Genomic DNA, 16,829 nt, shown 5'->3' on the forward strand with positions numbered 1-16,829 from the left:
CTACCTCAGCTTTTTTAGGCAGCCCTAAAGCGAGGATGGGTTTTCAAAACGCTTGGTTCAAATCGCTGTACCCACTGCACAAAGGACTCCGTCATAGTGCTGGTAGGTTCTGCTTGCTGAATTAACAAAGCCATGTAGCGAGCTGGCTGCTTCACCACAACGGCACAACAGTCAGGCCCTTGAATGACCGCATGATGGAATCCTTCTAGCTGGAGCGAAGACATCAGCAGCGATCGCAAACCAAGGGCTTGAAAAATAGTCTGCACCCAACTCATATTGCTGCTCTCTCCAGCCGTAAAATATTCCTTGGGTAGACCGTTCAAGTCAAAAATTGCCGCCCCAACAATACTGTTACTGTAAGCAGCATATTCATCTTGATCCGGGGGGGTAGGCTTGGCTCCAGATGCAGGATTGGAAGACATAGTGAGCTCACTTGGGCGATCGGTGACTGAAACTGAAAGACAAAATCAACAGCAACAATTTCAGGATGCCCCTTAATTGAGTTGTAACGGTAGGCTTGCAAGCGCGGCGAACTACCTCTGCACTTCGCGCCTAAGCTTAGGTTACAAAATTTGGCTCTGTTGAGACGACCGTAAAATTGCTCACTTCCAATTCTGACACTGTAGCAGTTCGGTGAGCCTGCCTAAATTTTTAATCAATCAGTTGCCTTGCGTGCTTCAGTTACACTAAGAGCATCTAGCAATCCTTACATATCCTGCAATGGCGGCGAATTTACCTAATCCCACTGGTACTTCCCCAGCAAAACCGAACTCCACAGTCGGTACCCGCATTCGAAATTTACTCATTGTTCTAGTCGCGATCGCCTTGAGCGTTGCTGTTTTCTTTGGGTTGCAAACTCAAACCACCTCAGTTTCACTCAATAGCTTGGCCGAGGAAGCAACTCCCCTAGAAATAGCCCTCAAAAATGGCAAGCCAACCTTAATGGAGTTCTACGCCAATTGGTGCACGAGTTGCCAGGCGATGGCTCCAGAAATTAATGCTCTAGAGCAGCAATATCAAGGCCAAGTTAACTTTGTCATGCTCAACGTAGACAACACGAAGTGGCTGCCAGAAGTCTTGCACTATCGGGTAGATGGCATTCCTCATTTCGTGTTCCTCAACCAGGATGGCCAAGCCATTGCCAACGCCATTGGAGAGCAACCTCGTACGATCATGGCAGCTAACTTAGAAGCTCTAGTTGCGGGCTCTTCACTGCCCTATGCTCAGGCTAGCGGTCAAGTTTCAGCTTTTAGCACAGCAGTCAAACCAACTAAACCTGCTGGTGATGATCCTCGCAGTCATGGCAGTCAAGTTGTAAACTAACTGATTTAGCGCATATTCCTAGAATCTCGCTTGGCAGCCTCTAGTTGCAGTCGCTGAGCTTTGGCTTTTGGCTGAGCAACTGCTCTAGCAGGCTGGCAGGCTGGGGTGGATTTTGTATAGGCTCTGTAACAACCTCTGTTGGTTCGTAGTCAGACCAATGGGATTGCAGAAAGCGGGAGGTTTCGTGTACTTCGGGCGGCAAAGGCTTTTCCCAGTTTTCTGAGTGAATCTCTGCTTCTGGTTCGGTCTTTGTAATCTTAGCTTCACCATCGTGAGTACAACGTGTCGCTAGCTGCTCTAGAACCTGCGATGGCACAGAGCCTAAGGTCTGAGACGCATGACAGATAAAGAATGTAAACGTCAAACTGCCCAGACGGACGCGATCGCCTTCTTTGAGCAAGGCACAGTGCCAGATGCGTTCCCCATTGATGAAAGAACCATTAGTACTATCGAGATCGATTAAATAGAACCCTTGGCCTGCCACATATTGAATGACAGCATGACGCCGAGATAAGCGCTCATCTCGAATCGAGATTGCGGCATGGCGATCGCGTCCAATAATCCAAAGCTGTTGTGGCTGAAGTAAGGCTTGGGTATTTCCTTGAATTAAGTTTGTTACTAAATGAACCTGATCATCACTCACCACCCCTTGAACATATTGGAGCGTGACTTGATAGGGATGGCTCTTACCAGAGTTCTCCAGTTCTAAAATCTCATTGAGCAAATCACGATGATGCTCATAAAGCTTGAGAAAAACCCGATACAAGCCTAAACGTTGTTCTAACTCTGCCTCGGTGAAAGGGGTCATCATTCCCAAGGATTGTGCAGCCCAAGAGCGTGGATCAATCATAGTTGGCTGTAGAAATTTAGACAGCGCACAACGTAACCTGTCGCCTTATAGAAGTTACAAGGTGACGTTCGAAATATAACCAGCCGAAATGTAGGCAGGCTGCAAAATTCATGTCAGATCAGGTCTAACTATTTAGTGCTGATTCTCACAGCAGTAGAATTTTGCATTAAAGACGCGCTTAGTAAAATTGTCCTCGTGGCTGAATCAGCCCTTAGTAAAAATTACACCTTAGTCTCTAGATTAGAACGCCTAAGAGCCCGAGATAACCGCAGTATTACTTAGTTCTCATTAGTCACGGCTTTAGAGAAAACTCTGGAAGACTTAGTTTTACGGAGACATCTTGCTTAAAAAGCTTAAGACTGTTGCAGAAAGCTTAAAAGCTCCCGGTTCACAGTTTGGGGTGCTTCTTGTTGAATCCAATGTCCACAGTGAGGAACGAACTTCAGCTTGAAGGGTCCTGCCATAAACGCCTCTAGCCCTTCACTCAGCTTTGGACCCAATAATGCATCTTCTTCGCCCCACAAGATCAAGGTAGGCACCGTGATTAGCTCAGGCGATCGCCAACTACGCAACAAACTTTGCCAGGAAAAGAGCTGACGATGATATTTTAGGGCAGCTGCCAGTACGCCAGGTTTGCTTAAAGCTGCTTCATACATTTGGGTATCTTCCGCTGTGAAGGCTCCCTTGCGGATGGCCTGCCCTCGGAAAAAATCCTGCACAAAATTTTTCAGATTTTGCTGAATTACCCACTCTGGTAAACCAGGCACTTGAAAGGCGAAAAAATACCAGCTGCGTCGCATTTGATCCAAGTTACTCGCTAACTCTTGGATAAAGCGTTGCGGATGAGGTGCATTCAAAATTGCTAGGCGATCGAGATAGTGAGGAAAACGTTGCGCCAAATGCCAAGCAATTACTCCGCCCCAATCATGGCCCACAACATGAGCCCGGGCATAACCTAAATTCTCTATCAACCCCCGGATGTCAGCGCTCAGGGTATCGAGGTCATAGCCATGCTCTGGCTTATCAGAATCGTTATAGCCTCTGAGATCAGGTACGACAACTTTGAAGTGACGAGCTAACACAGGAATTTGGTACCGCCAAGAGTACCAAAACTCTGGAAAACCGTGCAGCAAAACTACAAGGTCCCCTTCTCCTTGCATCACACAATGGAGTCGGATGCGGTTTGTCTCTACAAATTGATGATGCCAACCAGAGTCTTCAACTGTCATGTCAAATCAGCACCTTTTCTGCATACCAGCATGGCTAACCTTGGGGTAGGAAGCCACTCTGAATTATGCCTCTAATTTGGCTTGGCAGTTGATCGATGACTGCAAGGTTAAGGCTAGTGATTCCTGTGCTCAAGTCTCAAGCGATCGCGCAGTCCTAGACTTCTTGAGCCACAGTCGGACGGTATTCTGCTGGCTTGATTTGATATTTCACTAGATTAGCCAACTCTTGCAACTGACTAATGGCTTCAGCACCCTCTAGCTTCATCAATTCCCGGTCGTCCCGCATTTCGGTCCAGGTAATCCCGTAGTCAGAAACCAAAAATCGGATTAAATGATTATCTCTCAAGCTCACCATGAAGGAGGCACTATTCATTTGCCCACCGCAGGTGTAGCAAGAAGCTAGGTAGCCTCGATTTTCGAGTACAGTAGCCAGGGCTTGTAAGCTCATAACCAAGTCCTGGACAAATTGACGGTGTTGTTCTGCAAGTCTTAGAAACACGTTCGTCCTCCAATCACCACACCTCATTCTAGACCTTTTTATACTTTCTTAAGAATTTTGATTTTCCTAAGAAGTCAATCTTCAGGTGTTGGGATCTCTACTGTTCAGAATGCCCAGTTCTTTTAGTAAAGTTTACGCTCCCAACATCACCTGCTCAGGTTAACGGACGGCTTCATTTGAGGAAGTATCCAGTACAACAGTTAGATGAACTCTTTCATAGTGAATCAAGCTCAAACAATAAGATTCCGCCTTTGGACTGACTTAAATTACAAGTAGTTTTAAGGCGGAATGTATACAAAGCTTGCAATTTGAACACAATCTCAATCATTGATTTGAGATTCATATAGTCCTGATTTGCAATCTGTATCAATGGACAAAGATTGTGCTTGAAAACACATTAATTACGTGGTTTGAACTAACTAAGATTGCTTAGTTAACTTGCCACCATCCCAAGCTAGGCCCAATAAAACGAACCGTTATCCAGTAGGCAACTAGCAGTCCAATCCCCACCCAAGCGCCTTGAGAACTCCATTTGACGAATTGTTCGGATTGCTTTTTTGTAAATGAGAATTTAGAGAGGATACTCGGTTCTTGACCGTATTTTTCTCCCAATGCTTCTTTGCGACGCTTTGAATCACCCATGACTCTAGAGGTAAATATTGACGAATAATTTGATCGTAGTCTTTACACTCAGGATACGACCCAGTTGGCGTTTCAAAGCTGAGGCATCTACAAATCTTCTTACCCCAAATGGGTAAAGGATTAGTCCAAAACCGAATAGTCAGATTGGTTAAACAAGCCTGGATCGAGATAGTTGATCCGAGCTAAAGGGCTGAGGGCAGCAAGGACTTGATGACCATAGCTGCGATGTAAAACTCGATTATCTAGCAGCGCAACCACCCCCTGACACTCCCTCACAGGCGCGATCGCCCGCTGCAATTCACTCAGCGCCGTGGGCAAGAGGTAGAGCCGAAACCAATCTTGCCGCAGGCGTTTGTAGTAAGCTACTCGGCCTGCCACCAGCGGGTGTTCTAGAGAGGGAATGGGTAGGGTTGCGATCACCAAAAGATGCGGTGCAGGTAAAACATGCTGGTACTGCCGCCAAAATTCCCAGCCTGTGACTAAGATGCCGTTGTCATCCAGACAAGTCTTCTCCACCTGAACTCTGGAGCCAAACTCTCCTGCTAACACCGAGCCGATTTGGGCCTTTAGAGGTACATCCCCCACTAGCAGCACTGTTAGGCCTGGAGCAGTGAGGCTAATATTCAACAAAGCTCGCACTTCCTGGAGCAACGCTGTCTGAAATTGAGGTGTGTTGGGCATCGGAAGCCCATCTGGTAAATAAAGCTGGACTAACTCACTCTGGCGATCGGGAGCAAATTTCAGACAGGTTAAATCTTTCAGACCCAGCCGTTGGCGGTAAATTGTTGCCTCTGCCTCTAAATCGAGCGCACCGCCAATTAAGACTACAGGCTGTTGAGGCCAAATTTTCTCTAAGACGGGGGCAACATCAACTGGGCCACAGTGCAAGGAAAATTGCCCGTGCTGCCGTGCGATCGTCGCCCAGACAAGCTGCTCAGGACTTTGCAATCGCTGCCAAAAATAGCTCCAAGCGTCAGGCAGAGTCGGTGAAGGTAGAGGAGGATTCAGTTCGGTAACGAGACTAGATGGCTCACCAGATGCCTCTGTCTCCTGAACTGGAGCTTGCCCTGCATTGAGTTGCCTGAAGAGATCGTGCAATATTTCTCGTTCTTCTGACTCAACCAAGTAGCATTCGTAGGGATTGGCGGGGTGCTGAAAGATCGCTCTCGTTAGCTGAACTCGCACATCTCGAATGGCTTCTGCTCGTTCAGGGCGGGCCAGCATTAGGTCGTTCCAGTGACTCGGCTCTAGGCGGGCTGTCAATTGGCTCTGCGCCCAAGCTTCTAGATCATCTACGCCATCCACGATGGTAGGAATGCCTTGAGGAAAGCGACTTTGATCGGTTAAGCGATCGCTGAGCCACTCTTCGGGTGTCGTTAAGAGTAATCCTTGAAACTCTGGCCCAGGCCAGCGATCGCCCGTCAAAATTGGCTTATGGGTTTGAATCCACTGCCGAAGTCGTGGGATCTCGACCATGAGTAGGCGTTGCTGTACTTCTTCCGGCACCGCCAATACGGCTGAACCTGGCCAAATGAGTAAGGGCACCAAATAACTTAGGCGGTAGCGTCCGTGGCTACCGGAAGGAGCGCCTGCTTGGATCAAGGCACTACGACCAAGTCTTAACGCTCGCGCCACCAAACGTCCCATCGTCAAGTGATGGGGCCAGTAGGGCTCACCTTGTTCTCGGAGGAAAGCACGGAGTTGCTGGTGGACTTCTACTTCAATCACAAGCCAGGAGCGTTTGATTACCGCGTGACCTTTATTCTGACATAGGCGCTAAAAATCCCTGCTGGTTCTAAAGTCACCGCAGGGATTTTTGCAACATGATGCTTGATCAATTATGACAACTGTTAGCCAAGACAGGGGCTTTTAGGCAGGTTTGTTTGAACCCGGATTAGCGCCGTCGGCTACCTGAGCGCGATCGCCGTACTCCAGTAGAGCGACTGCTGCCAAAACCACCAGAACCCCGGTTGACTCTAGGCTGCGATCGCCCAGATTGGCGGAGCGTACTGGAACCATATCCAGACCCAGTAGAGCGATTGCCAGCGGTAGAAGGTCGCCGTACCGTACTGGGTTGACCAGAAGTAGGAGTTCTCAAACGGCCGGTAGTCCGCAAAGTTTGACGGTTGCGCACAGCGGGAGGTGGCGCTTGATAACGCGATTGGTAGCTGTTCACAGCTTGGCCGTAAGTATCGCCATATCCACCGAATCCCCTTAAACCGCCTGGTTGGTAGACAGGTGGCACATAGTAGCGTGGGGTGAACAAGAGATTGCCAACGACCTGTCCTGCCAAAGCTCCTGCAAAAGGCGTCCAGAAACTCGATTGCTGACGCACAACCACTGTTTCTTGTCTGCCAGTCTGAGGATCGGTTTGATTCTCGACCACGTTGTGAACGTACTCAATTTTGAAATCTTCTGCCACATGGAGGGACGCTTTGCCCCCATCAACTTTTAGATAGTTTTGCTGTTTGGAGGAAACCTCAGCCTCGGTGAGGCGAGCCATCTGCAAATCGGGGGTCCGAAAAACGGCAGGTACTCCGGGCTGTGTATTGAGCAAGACCAAGCTATATTCGCCGTTAGCGTCGTTATAGGTTGCCTGCTGTACAGGATACTGACCACTGGGTATGCGAGTGGGTGCGGTCGAAGCACTCACGCTGGGAGCTGGAGACTGAACTGATGGAGTTTCACCACAAGCTAGTGTGGTCCAACACAACGCCACAGCCGTAACTAGAATTACAAATCGACGAAACATAGGTGGGTGAATTACTGTATTCATTTCAAGATTGATTTTATGAACCATCCAGCATCGTGGCTAAATGGCATGGGATGGATTTAGCGGGTGAAGCCATCTCTTGCAACTGGTAGTCATTACTCATGGTCCCTAGAGGGGGACTAACTCTGCGAAGTTGAGTAATAGTTGATCTGAGGTCAGTTCATCACCAAGTTGAGCAGGTGAGAAATGCACCTGGATGGCTCGCAGATTGCCCTGGTAATGTAGATTAATCAGCGCTTTTAAGGCTGCTGTCATTGCTTCCATACTAGCGAGATCGGTTTCCAATTCAGGGACTTCCCCTGTAAAAGCGACCGTGATCATCACCACCAGGTTGCGCGTGACAGGTAAGGTTAATGGCTCCACTTCTGGAGATTGGCTTAGATCTGGCTCGCTGAGGTACCGCTGGGCTGAATCTGTGAACAAGTCAGTGACAAAGTCTCCCGCTTCTCCTTCATTCCAAAACACATCCCCTTCGTTAGCGGCAGTTTGCCAGTAGAGGTCGTTTTGCAACAAAGTTTGGCAAACTTCGACCAACCCTTCTCCCAGGACTTGCAAATCACCATCCGAGTCCATTGCCTGCCGAGCGGCTCGATTGAGCACACCTAGGACCGGGGCAACTTCTTGCCCTGCTAAATGCAGCATGAGCCGACAAACAACAAACCGAGTGCGTCCACTCATTTGGCTAAAGCGATCGCGCCAAGAACTCATGGTTGACCTCGCTGCTAAAGACAACTAGTACAGGTTACCGCCTGCCTATCGCTTACTTTAGTAGTCATCAGTTTTCAGACTCTCTACCTTAGGGTAAACGTGGGCAGCATTCCTATTTTCTAGCAAGGTTTAGCCCCAAAGCTCTACCCCAGAAATCCGTCCCTACAGACCCGCATTCAGAGATCCATTTCTAGCAGGCAGCTAACGATCCAGGTAATAGAATCCTCGGAGAAAATCGATCACAACACTTACGGGCAGTAGAGTTGGCTTATTGGCAGTGGCGCTCTGCAACCCAGCTTTAGCGAAGCTAGAAGGACTCATGAAGCGTTTGCCAAACATTGGGTGGTAGTAGGCGGTAAGGGTGCGATCGCTGGAATTAGTCAGAATGGTTTGAGTAGGCGCAGCAAAAAAGTTGATTTCTCTCTCTAAGGCTGGCTTTTCAGCAGGCGTTGGTTCGTGGCTGGGTAAAGGTGGCGAAATCCGAATCTTTTCGGTTTGCTGGCTGATTTGGGTCAAGGCGGCACTGAGCTGCTCTAGCCGCTCTAATTCTTTGACGCTTAACTCTTGAGTGCCTTGCGATCGCACCATATTTAGCAGCCCCAGGATTTGCTGTCGCACTGTCTTGGCGTCTTGAAACGGCAAAATTGCCACATAGGCGATCGCAAACAACTGTTCATCACCGTTGAGGCCAAAGGTAAGCGTAGTGCGCCGCCGACCGACATCAATGCTGGGAGGCGAGCCTAACGTTTTGCAGTGCTGTGAAATTTGGTGATAGGCCGCAGCCAATGCCAAGTGCCCTGCTGAGCTTAGTGGCGCGTCGATGACCACCTGCACCGTAGGCGGGGTCGATTTGAAAAATTTCTTGTGTTCTTCAGCGGCAAAGCGATGAATTTGGCTTTGGTCACCTGTTGGGCTCAGGTCAATCCACTCACAGGTAATTCCTTCGGTTTTAATGCCAAAACGGGATACTGCATGCACTCTGGCTCCGGTTAGAGTCGCACCCGTTAAGTCCGCGCCGATCCAATCAGCTCGAATTAAGTTCACTTGGCTCAGGTCTGCGTAGACCAAGCTGGTGTTCATCAAATTGGTGTTGCTCAGATCCGCCCGACTCAGATCAGCGCCACTGAGCTTGGCCCCGCTCAAGTCGGCTCCATGCAATTTAGCGCCACTGAGGTCAGCCCAGCGTAGGTTTGCACCGCTGAGGTCAGCACCACTGAGATTGGCCTGATTCAGGTTAGCCTGCCGCAGCTCCGCTCCACTTAGATTGGCACCACTCAGGTCTGCCTTACTTAGATCTGCACCTTGTAAGTTTGCTTGTTCTAAAGTAGCGCCTGTGAGAGAAGCACTTCTTAAATCAGCTGAGCTGAGATTGGCCCGGAGCAATGTGGCCTGACGCAATTTAGCTTCGCGTAAATTCGCCTCACTCAGATTTGCTCGACTTAAGTTCACACCACTCAGGTCTGCTAACACCAACTCTGCCCGCACCAGCGCTGCTTGCGTTAAGTTGGCCCCGCTTAAGTCAGCCCGAATTAAATTGGCGACGTTGAGGTTAGCGCCGCTCAAGTCAGCCTTGGTCAAATTCGCGCCACTGAGTCTTGCCACATTCAGTTTGGTTCGACTCAGGTTAGCTTCACTTAAATTCGCGCCACTGAGATTTGATACACTCAAGTTCGCTTGACTCAAGTTCGCTTTGCTCAGGTTGACGCCACTGAGATTAGCCTCACGTAAGTCAGCCGCTATAAATTCTCTAGTTCCCGCTCCGTATTTTTTTAGGAGTTCCTCTGCGTTCATCAAGATTTCCTTTTAGAGATCCAAAAATGATGGAGATAGGCGGCATCTAGTCATGGTTGAGCTACGTGAGCCTAAGTAGCTGGTTGAGTCAGTAAGCACTGAATATTGGCAGGATAGCAGATGAATATTGGGATTGTTGGACTGGGCTTAATCGGGGGCTCGTTGGGGCTAGACTTGCGATCGCGCGGATACCAGGTTTTGGGGGTGAGTCGTCAAGAGCACACTTGCCAGCGAGCCATCGCCAGGGGAGCCGTCGATGATGCCAGTGTCAACTTAACGCTCTTGGCTGCTGCCGATGTGGTCTTTATTTGTACTCCTCTCTCCGCGATCGAAGCAACCGTCATCCAGCTGATCCCACACCTGGCTGCGACCACGATTCTAACGGATGTTGGCTCGGTCAAAACCTCCGTGGTGGATAGCATCACTTCACGCTGGCCCAACTTTGTTGGTGGGCACCCGATGGCAGGGACCGCAGAGAATGGCATTGAGGCAGCCCAATCCGACTTGTTTGCTGGAAAACCCTACGTCCTAACGCCGACAGCCAGCACCCCACCCGTGGCGATTGAAACGCTGGAACTGCTAGTGCGATCGCTGGGTGCTCACCTCTACCACTGTCGGCCTGAGGATCATGATCGGGCTGTGGCTTGGATCTCTCATTTACCTGTGATGGTCAGCTCTAGCTTAATCGCAGCTTGCATGAGTGAGACAGACCCTACCACCCTAGAACTTGCCGAAGCTTTAGCCAGCTCTGGCTTCAAGGATACAAGCCGCGTTGGGGGAGGAAATCCAGAGCTGGGACTGATGATGGCCCGCTATAATCGCTCTGCTCTGTTGCGATCGCTTGCTGCCTACCGGAACCAACTCGATCAAATCATGGCAGCTGTGGAGCAAGAGAACTGGGATGGTTTGGTAGACAAACTGAAGCAAACTCAGCAAGGGCGATCGCGCTTTGTGAAGTGAGACGTAAAGTGAGAAGTTAAGGCTTCCCTCGCATCACCTCTCGACCCAGCATAAATAGCCCTGCCACTCCTAAGCCCACAAACCAGATGTAAGGCTGCCAATAGTAGGTCATTTGTTCAGCAGGGCCAAACTCTGGGCAAACCCACTTAATGTAGAGCCAAAGCAACGCCAAGGATGTAGCACCAGAGCCGACAAAAAATAGCCCTACCCGTAGACGAGCAGGTTGTAGCTCTGTTGCACTTGGTAAGCTCCACGGACGAGCCGTTGGTTCAGCAGTAATGGGGTCTGAGGCGATCGCTGTGGGTGAGTCAGCGGCAATTTCTAAGCTGGGTGAGGCAGGAGCTAGCTCTAGGGGGGGTAGCAGATCAATCGTTTGCGGTAGCAGTGGCTCAGCAAACTCTGGCGGCTCAGCAAAGTCCCAGAATTTTTGTGAAGAAGCAGACGTGGGTTGAGATTCCAAGCTCATGGAGCGTTTTCTTGCAGGAAACAAGGTTGCTTCTATCCTAGGATACTCAACCTATTTTCCTGCCCTAACTTACGTGGCCGATGAAACTGTCGTGGCTTGCAGTTCATTTAGGCGAGCGAGCACTTCGCTGCTATGGACAACAGGATTCACACCTGTGAAGCGCTCCCGCAAAACTCCTTGCGGATCAACAATGAAGGTATGCCGCGCTGAGAGGAAACCTAACCAAGAGCCGTAAGCTTTGCTCACACTGCCATCTGCATCCGCCAAGAGCGGAAACTTTAAGCCTTCTGAGTCACAGAACTCTGCGTGAGAATCGACAGAATCAGCGCTCACCCCCAAAATTTCGGTATTTTTGGCTGAGTACTTTGGTAGATCCTGCTGGAAGCGACGAGCTTCCAAGGTGCAACCAGAGGTAAAGTCCTTGGGATAGAAGTAGACAACCACCCACTTACCTCGATAGTCAGCGAGCGAAATTGCTCCATCTCCCGTATTGGTCGGCAAGGTAAATTCTGGCGCAGGTCGGTTGAGTTCTGGCAACTTGCCGCCGAGCGCATGGGCTGCTGGTACTAGATTAAAGACCGCCAATATGGCGAGAACGTAAGCGAAGAGAGCACCGAGCAACGTACGACGAGAGGTCATGGTCAAGATGTAGGACTGTACTTAACACAAGTTTACATATTTCTCAGGTATCTTAGCCTCTGTTTAGAGGTAGTCCCAGGATCTTCACAAAAAGTTCGCGATCGCTTCCTCATTGCTAGAACGCTCTTTAAAGTGCCTACATCTGGATTGGTCTAAACGGATAACTCTCTGTTCGCCCTGCTCGACACTTAACAGAACTGGCTACGATGAAATTAGGCGTTTATTGTCTTTAAAGAAAGCGCTGATTTTCCTGGAGGTTCACTTTGGATAGTTCTCGGCCTCAATTTGATCCTGATGCCAATTTAGTTGCCGCTGACCAAACCAGTGGGGATTGGCAGCAGACCAACTTGGACGCAGAACTGGAAAATGCCATCTTTAGCTTTGAAGACATTCAGGCAGAACTCAATTACAAGCAAGCCCAAGATGCCCTACGCGAGATTGTGGGTCATCTGGATTTAACACCGCAAGAACGCGCTGGCCTAGAGCCAGAAATTCAAGGTCTAGAGCGCATGCTGGATAAGCTAGACCGTTCTGTGGTGCATATTGCTGTGTTTGGCATGGTGGGGCGGGGTAAGTCTTCTTTACTGAATGCGCTGCTCGGTCAAGACCTCTTTGAGGTTGGCCCTATTCATGGGGTGACGCAAGTGATTCAGAGCGCAGACTGGAGCCTGCGACGGGAGGCTGTAGCAGGAAGCGATCGCGATATTATTCGGGTAGCGTTGCCAGGAGTAGGCGATTCTCGGATTGAGCTGATTGATACGCCTGGTATTGATGAAGTGGATGGTGAAAAGCGCGAAGCTTTGGCGCGTCAAGTGGCAAAACAGGCAGATTTGATTCTGTTTTTAGTCGCGGGTGACATGACTAAAGTGGAGTACGAAGCGCTGTCAGAATTGCGGGAAGCCAGCAAGCCAATTCTGTTGGTATTTAACAAGATTGACCAATATCCTGACGCCGACCGCACGGCAATTTATCAGAAAATTCGAGACGAACGAGTTAAAGAGTTGCTCTCTCCTGAAGAGATTGTCATGGCAGCGGCTTCTCCTCTAATTGCCAAAGCTGTACGTCACCCAGATGGCAAAATGACCGCTCAACTGAGCCGAGGCATTCCGGAAGTTGGCGAGTTGAAGCTCAAAATTCTGGAGATTCTGCACCGAGAAGGCAAATCTTTGGTGGCCCTGAACACCATGCTCTATGCCGATGATGTCAACGAGCAACTGGTGCAGCGGAAGATGGAAATCCGCGATCGCAGTGCCAACCAAATTATTTGGAATGGAGTCATGACCAAAGCGGTAGCGATCGCCCTCAACCCCATCACAGTGATCGATGTCTTGGGAAGTGCCGCCATTGATGTAGCGTTGATTCTGACGCTATCGAAGCTTTACGGCATCTCTATGACTCAAAAAAACGCCATTAGTTTGTTGCAAAAAATTGCGCTGACAATGGGTGGCATCAGTGCCAGTGAGCTTCTGGTGACGTTTGGATTGAGTTCTCTGAAAGGGCTGTTGGGTGCTTCGGTTCCAGCCACCGGAGGACTGGCGATCGCGCCTTACCTATCCGTTGCCATTACCCAGGCGGGTGTAGCAGGCGTTTCTACTTATGGGATTGGTCATATCACCAAAGCCTACCTTGCCAACGGAGCCACCTGGGGACCAGAAGGCCCAAAAGCAGTCGTGACCCGGATTTTGGCTTCTCTGGACGAAGAATCAATTTTGGGTCGCATTAAAGATGAACTGCGGGCCAAGCTGGATCTATCTACCAAGCGGGCGCAAGCCAAGGCCAATTCTTCAGAAGAGCAAGTTTAAATCGCTAAAACGTCACGACAGTCCGAATTGCCTCACCTTTGTGCATCAGGTCGAAGGCTTCGTTGATTTGCTCGACTGGCACCACATTAGTGATTAGATCATCAATGTTGATTTTGCCGTCCATGTACCAATCCACAATCTTAGGTACATCGGTACGGCCTCTCGCTCCCCCAAACGCAGAGCCTTTCCAGACGCGGCCAGTTACCAGTTGAAACGGTCTTGTGCTGATCTCCTGACCTGCACCTGCCACCCCGATGATGACGCTGACGCCCCAGCCTTTGTGACAGCACTCTAGGGCTTGCCGCATCACGTTGACATTGCCGATGCACTCAAAGCTGTAATCTGCTCCGCCTTTGGTCAGCTCTACTAGGTGAGCTACCAGATCGCCCTCCACTTCTTTAGGGTTGACGAAGTGGGTCATGCCCAATTTTTCGGCCAAGGCGCGTTTCTGGGGGTTGAGGTCCACACCCACAATCATGTTGGCCCCTACCATCCGGGCACCCTGGATTACATTGAGGCCAATACCACCCAAGCCAAACACCACGACATTGGCTCCTGGTTCTACCTTAGCGGTGTAGAGCACGGCACCAATCCCGGTGGTGACACCACAGCCGATGTAGCAAACTTTGTCGAAGGGAGCATCTTCACGAATCTTGGCGACGGCAATCTCAGGCAGCACCGTGTAGTTGGCGAAGGTAGAGGTGCCCATGTAGTGGTGAATCATCTTGCCGCCGATCGAGAAGCGACTGGTGCCATTGGGCATTAAACCTCGGCCTTGCGTGCCTCGAATGGCTTGGCACAGGTTGGTTTTGAGGCTGAGGCAATACTCGCAATTGCGGCATTCGGGAGTGTAGAGCGGAATCACATGATCGCCAGGTTTTACCGAAGTGACTCCTGAGCCAACTTCCACCACCACACCAGCACCTTCGTGTCCCAAAATGGCTGGAAACAAGCCTTCTGGGTCAGCACCAGAAAGCGTAAAGGCATCAGTGTGACAAACTCCTGTCGCTTTGATTTCGACTAGCACTTCCCCTGCTTGGGGGCCTTCTAGCTGTACCGTTTCAATAGTCAACGGCTTCCCAGCTTCAAAGGCAACTGCGGCTTTTACGTCCATGACACGGCTCCTAACATCACTCTCTCAGACATAGTCTGGCTTAATAAACGGTTTCGTCTTCTTTGCGCCATGCGGGATCGACAATACAGATAAACACAAGCGGTTCGCTGCCAGTGTTGCGAATAAACTGCTTAGCGTCGGGTGGAATATAAACGGCATCCCCCGGTTCCACCATTTGGGTTTCGTCTCCAATGTGCATCTCTCCTCGACCGCTGAGAATGTAGTAGACCTCAGAGGTAGTGAGAGAATGAGGCGTGGAGGTTTCCCCGACCGGAACGATCGCATGGGCGAGGCTGTAGCGTAAATCGATCGCTTGCTTGTCGGGATGTAGGAGTTCTCGCAGTAGGGTACTGTCGCCAGCTACAAATTCTTCGCAGTCGTAGAGTTTTCGTACTAACATTCCTAAGTCTCACGCGATCGCTGGCAACGATTGTAGAGTACGAGTGCCATGATTGAACCTCTAGAATATAAGCCGCGATCGCTCTCATAACCTTTAGAAGCAATCCTTAGTAATGAGAAACGGGTAGGGGCTGGGAGGTAGGTTCGTAGTCAGGGCAGTAGATCGCATCTTCAGAAAGGGCTGTGGCGGGATGCACAGTGCATTTGAGGTGATAGTCTCCGGTAAAAAATTCACAGTTGGCACAAGGGATTTGGTGCATGCGCTTGGCACTCGTTACACCATCTCGCACGGCTGACCAAGTGTTCCAACTCACTAAAACAACTAGACCCCAAGCCGTAATAAAGCAAACAGGAATCAGAATTGGCTGGATAACCTGAATCAGGAAATACAGCAGTTGCAATAGGCTAATCAAGAGGGTGTCAAACATAAGAAGTACTGATGCCACCGATTAGTTTTAATTACCAATCGATCGCAGGAAATGCAAGTGGTTTGTAAAAGTTTTTGAGACATCTCCCCTTCTGGCCGTGTCGGTTGATGGGGTTGTCTTAATTCCAAAATTAGCAATCGCTAGACTAGAAAGCCTGTGCCGTTGGATGCATCTGTTTTTATCTGCTTTTTATCTGGGGGTTTATGCCACTGCACCATAGTTCGGGGCGTTGGCGATTGGGCTTAGCGTTGTCCCTGCTGACCGTATTGCTTTGGGGAGTGCTGCCAGTAGCGCTAATGGTGACGTTGCAGGTGTTGGATGTATACACCGTCACTTGGTTTCGTTTCCTGGTTTCCTTTGGGCTGCTGGCGCTATATTTGGCAAGCCGCAAACAATTACCCACTCTAGAAAAGCTGCGATCGCCCGGATTATGGAAGCTGTTGGCGATCGCGACTGTATTTCTGGCGATCAACTATTTGCTGTTTCTACAAGGGCTGGCTCAAACTTCACCCGCTAATGCCCAAGTGCTGATTCAGTTGGCTCCCGTTTCGATGGGTTTAGGGGCTCTATGGATGTTTAAGGAGCGTTACAGCTTGCGTCAGTGGACAGGTTTAGCTCTGCTGACGCTGGGATTTTCCTTGTTTTTTCATGAGCAACTGCAAGCACTCGTGACTAGCTCGGCTCAATACTTGGGTGGGAGTGGTTTGTTGGTTTTGGCTGCGATCGCTTGGGCGGTTTATGCCTTAGCTCAGAAGCAACTGCTCCAAACCTTGCCGTCAGCCACAATCATGATGGCGATTTATGGTGGGGCGACGCTTCTGTTTACTCCAACTGCTGCCCCACAGAAACTTCTCAGTTTGGATACATTTCATTGGATTGCCTTGCTCTTTTGCGCTTTAAATACTTTGATTGCTTATGGTGCCTTTGCAGAAGCGCTGGATCACTGGGAGGCCTCTAGAGTTAGTGCCGTTCTCTCGCTCACTCCAGTTGTGACCATTGGCACTATGTTAGGATTGCCTGTCTTCTGGCCGACCCTAATTGCCCCGGAGCAATTGACTATTTTAGGGATTGTGGGGGCGATTTTTGTGGTGTTAGGGTCTTTTGCGATCGCCCTAGGTCAAAGGCCAAAGACAGACCCATCCGCAGTAAAATCATAAAAAGATCTAAACTCCGAGCGGAAAACCGGAGTTTTATGTCATGATCACA

18 protein-coding genes are annotated in these 16,829 nt (G+C 49.8%); 4 read left to right on the forward strand and 14 right to left on the reverse strand.

Annotated elements, in window-relative coordinates; all coding sequences use genetic code 11:
• Window positions 1–14: 14 nt before the first annotated feature.
• Entirely contained in the window at window positions 15–422 is a 408-nt protein-coding gene (locus NDA01_RS01200) for a hypothetical protein (RefSeq protein ID WP_190434138.1), read from the reverse strand.
• A gap of 298 nt (window positions 423–720) precedes the next feature.
• On the opposite strand from NDA01_RS01200, the gene NDA01_RS01205 reads away from it, so the two are divergent.
• The gene (locus NDA01_RS01205) at window positions 721–1,323 is read left to right on the forward strand and encodes a thioredoxin family protein (protein ID WP_348226582.1); all 603 of its coding nucleotides are present in this window, start codon (window positions 721–723) and stop codon (window positions 1,321–1,323) included.
• A 40-nt stretch (window positions 1,324–1,363) separates the two neighbouring features.
• Here NDA01_RS01205 and NDA01_RS01210 read toward each other — a convergent pair whose 3' ends face one another.
• From NDA01_RS01210 to NDA01_RS01245, 8 genes are all read right to left on the reverse strand, one after another.
• A complete protein-coding gene (locus NDA01_RS01210; RefSeq protein ID WP_348226583.1) occupies window positions 1,364–2,173 on the reverse strand; it encodes an FHA domain-containing protein in 810 nt (269 codons plus the stop codon).
• A 353-nt stretch (window positions 2,174–2,526) separates the two neighbouring features.
• The gene (locus tag NDA01_RS01215; RefSeq protein WP_348226584.1) at window positions 2,527–3,402 is read right to left on the reverse strand and encodes an alpha/beta fold hydrolase; all 876 of its coding nucleotides are present in this window, start codon (window positions 3,400–3,402) and stop codon (window positions 2,527–2,529) included.
• Window positions 3,403–3,556: 154 nt separating this feature from the next.
• Window positions 3,557–3,901, reverse strand: coding sequence for a DUF1815 family protein (locus NDA01_RS01220; protein ID WP_190434131.1), 345 nt, complete (start codon window positions 3,899–3,901; stop codon window positions 3,557–3,559).
• Between the two features lie 429 nt (window positions 3,902–4,330).
• The gene (locus NDA01_RS01225) at window positions 4,331–4,543 is read right to left on the reverse strand and encodes a DUF2839 domain-containing protein (RefSeq protein WP_190434128.1); all 213 of its coding nucleotides are present in this window, start codon (window positions 4,541–4,543) and stop codon (window positions 4,331–4,333) included.
• A gap of 120 nt (window positions 4,544–4,663) precedes the next feature.
• A complete protein-coding gene (locus NDA01_RS01230; RefSeq protein ID WP_348226585.1) occupies window positions 4,664–6,271 on the reverse strand; it encodes an ATP-dependent DNA helicase in 1,608 nt (535 codons plus the stop codon).
• A 166-nt stretch (window positions 6,272–6,437) separates the two neighbouring features.
• Window positions 6,438–7,319 (reverse strand): hypothetical protein, encoded by an 882-nt coding sequence (locus tag NDA01_RS01235; RefSeq protein ID WP_348226586.1) that lies wholly within the window; start codon window positions 7,317–7,319, stop codon window positions 6,438–6,440.
• A 105-nt stretch (window positions 7,320–7,424) separates the two neighbouring features.
• Complete coding sequence (locus NDA01_RS01240) at window positions 7,425–8,024, reverse strand: DUF1517 domain-containing protein (RefSeq protein WP_190434124.1); 600 nt, start codon at window positions 8,022–8,024, stop codon at window positions 7,425–7,427.
• A gap of 201 nt (window positions 8,025–8,225) precedes the next feature.
• Entirely contained in the window at window positions 8,226–9,815 is a 1,590-nt protein-coding gene (locus NDA01_RS01245) for a pentapeptide repeat-containing protein (RefSeq protein WP_348226587.1), read from the reverse strand.
• 120 nt (window positions 9,816–9,935) lie between these two features.
• Between NDA01_RS01245 and NDA01_RS01250 the strand changes: the two genes are divergently transcribed.
• Window positions 9,936–10,775, forward strand: a complete 840-nt coding sequence (locus NDA01_RS01250) for a prephenate/arogenate dehydrogenase (RefSeq protein ID WP_348226588.1) — start codon at window positions 9,936–9,938, stop codon at window positions 10,773–10,775.
• A gap of 16 nt (window positions 10,776–10,791) precedes the next feature.
• Here the strand turns inward: NDA01_RS01250 and NDA01_RS01255 are convergent, their stop codons facing one another.
• Together NDA01_RS01255 and NDA01_RS01260 are read right to left on the reverse strand one after the other, a co-directional pair.
• On the reverse strand, window positions 10,792–11,241 hold the full coding sequence (locus NDA01_RS01255) for a hypothetical protein (RefSeq protein WP_348226589.1): 450 nt from the start codon (window positions 11,239–11,241) through the stop codon (window positions 10,792–10,794).
• Between the two features lie 69 nt (window positions 11,242–11,310).
• Window positions 11,311–11,880 carry a peroxiredoxin gene (locus NDA01_RS01260; RefSeq protein WP_348226590.1) on the reverse strand — a complete coding sequence of 190 codons (570 nt, stop codon included), beginning with the start codon at window positions 11,878–11,880 and terminating at the stop codon, window positions 11,311–11,313.
• A gap of 263 nt (window positions 11,881–12,143) precedes the next feature.
• Here NDA01_RS01260 and NDA01_RS01265 point away from each other — a divergent pair, with 263 nt between their 5' ends.
• Window positions 12,144–13,682, forward strand: coding sequence for a GTP-binding protein (locus NDA01_RS01265; protein WP_431193278.1), 1,539 nt, complete (start codon window positions 12,144–12,146; stop codon window positions 13,680–13,682).
• A 4-nt stretch (window positions 13,683–13,686) separates the two neighbouring features.
• Here the strand turns inward: NDA01_RS01265 and NDA01_RS01270 are convergent, their stop codons facing one another.
• The 3 genes from NDA01_RS01270 to NDA01_RS01280 form a co-directional block, all read right to left on the reverse strand.
• On the reverse strand, window positions 13,687–14,796 hold the full coding sequence (locus tag NDA01_RS01270; protein ID WP_348226591.1) for an S-(hydroxymethyl)glutathione dehydrogenase/class III alcohol dehydrogenase: 1,110 nt from the start codon (window positions 14,794–14,796) through the stop codon (window positions 13,687–13,689).
• 40 nt (window positions 14,797–14,836) lie between these two features.
• Window positions 14,837–15,196, reverse strand: a complete 360-nt coding sequence (locus NDA01_RS01275) for a cupin domain-containing protein (protein ID WP_190554545.1) — start codon at window positions 15,194–15,196, stop codon at window positions 14,837–14,839.
• Window positions 15,197–15,302: 106 nt separating this feature from the next.
• Window positions 15,303–15,623, reverse strand: coding sequence for a hypothetical protein (locus tag NDA01_RS01280; RefSeq protein WP_348226592.1), 321 nt, complete (start codon window positions 15,621–15,623; stop codon window positions 15,303–15,305).
• 203 nt (window positions 15,624–15,826) lie between these two features.
• Here NDA01_RS01280 and NDA01_RS01285 point away from each other — a divergent pair, with 203 nt between their 5' ends.
• Window positions 15,827–16,780: a DMT family transporter gene (locus tag NDA01_RS01285; RefSeq protein ID WP_348226593.1), complete on the forward strand. Its 954-nt coding sequence runs from the start codon at window positions 15,827–15,829 to the stop codon at window positions 16,778–16,780.
• Window positions 16,781–16,829 lie beyond the last annotated feature (49 nt).

It is taken from the genome of Trichocoleus desertorum AS-A10, assembly GCF_039962155.1.
Lineage (GTDB): Bacteria > Cyanobacteriota > Cyanobacteriia > FACHB-46 > FACHB-46 > Trichocoleus.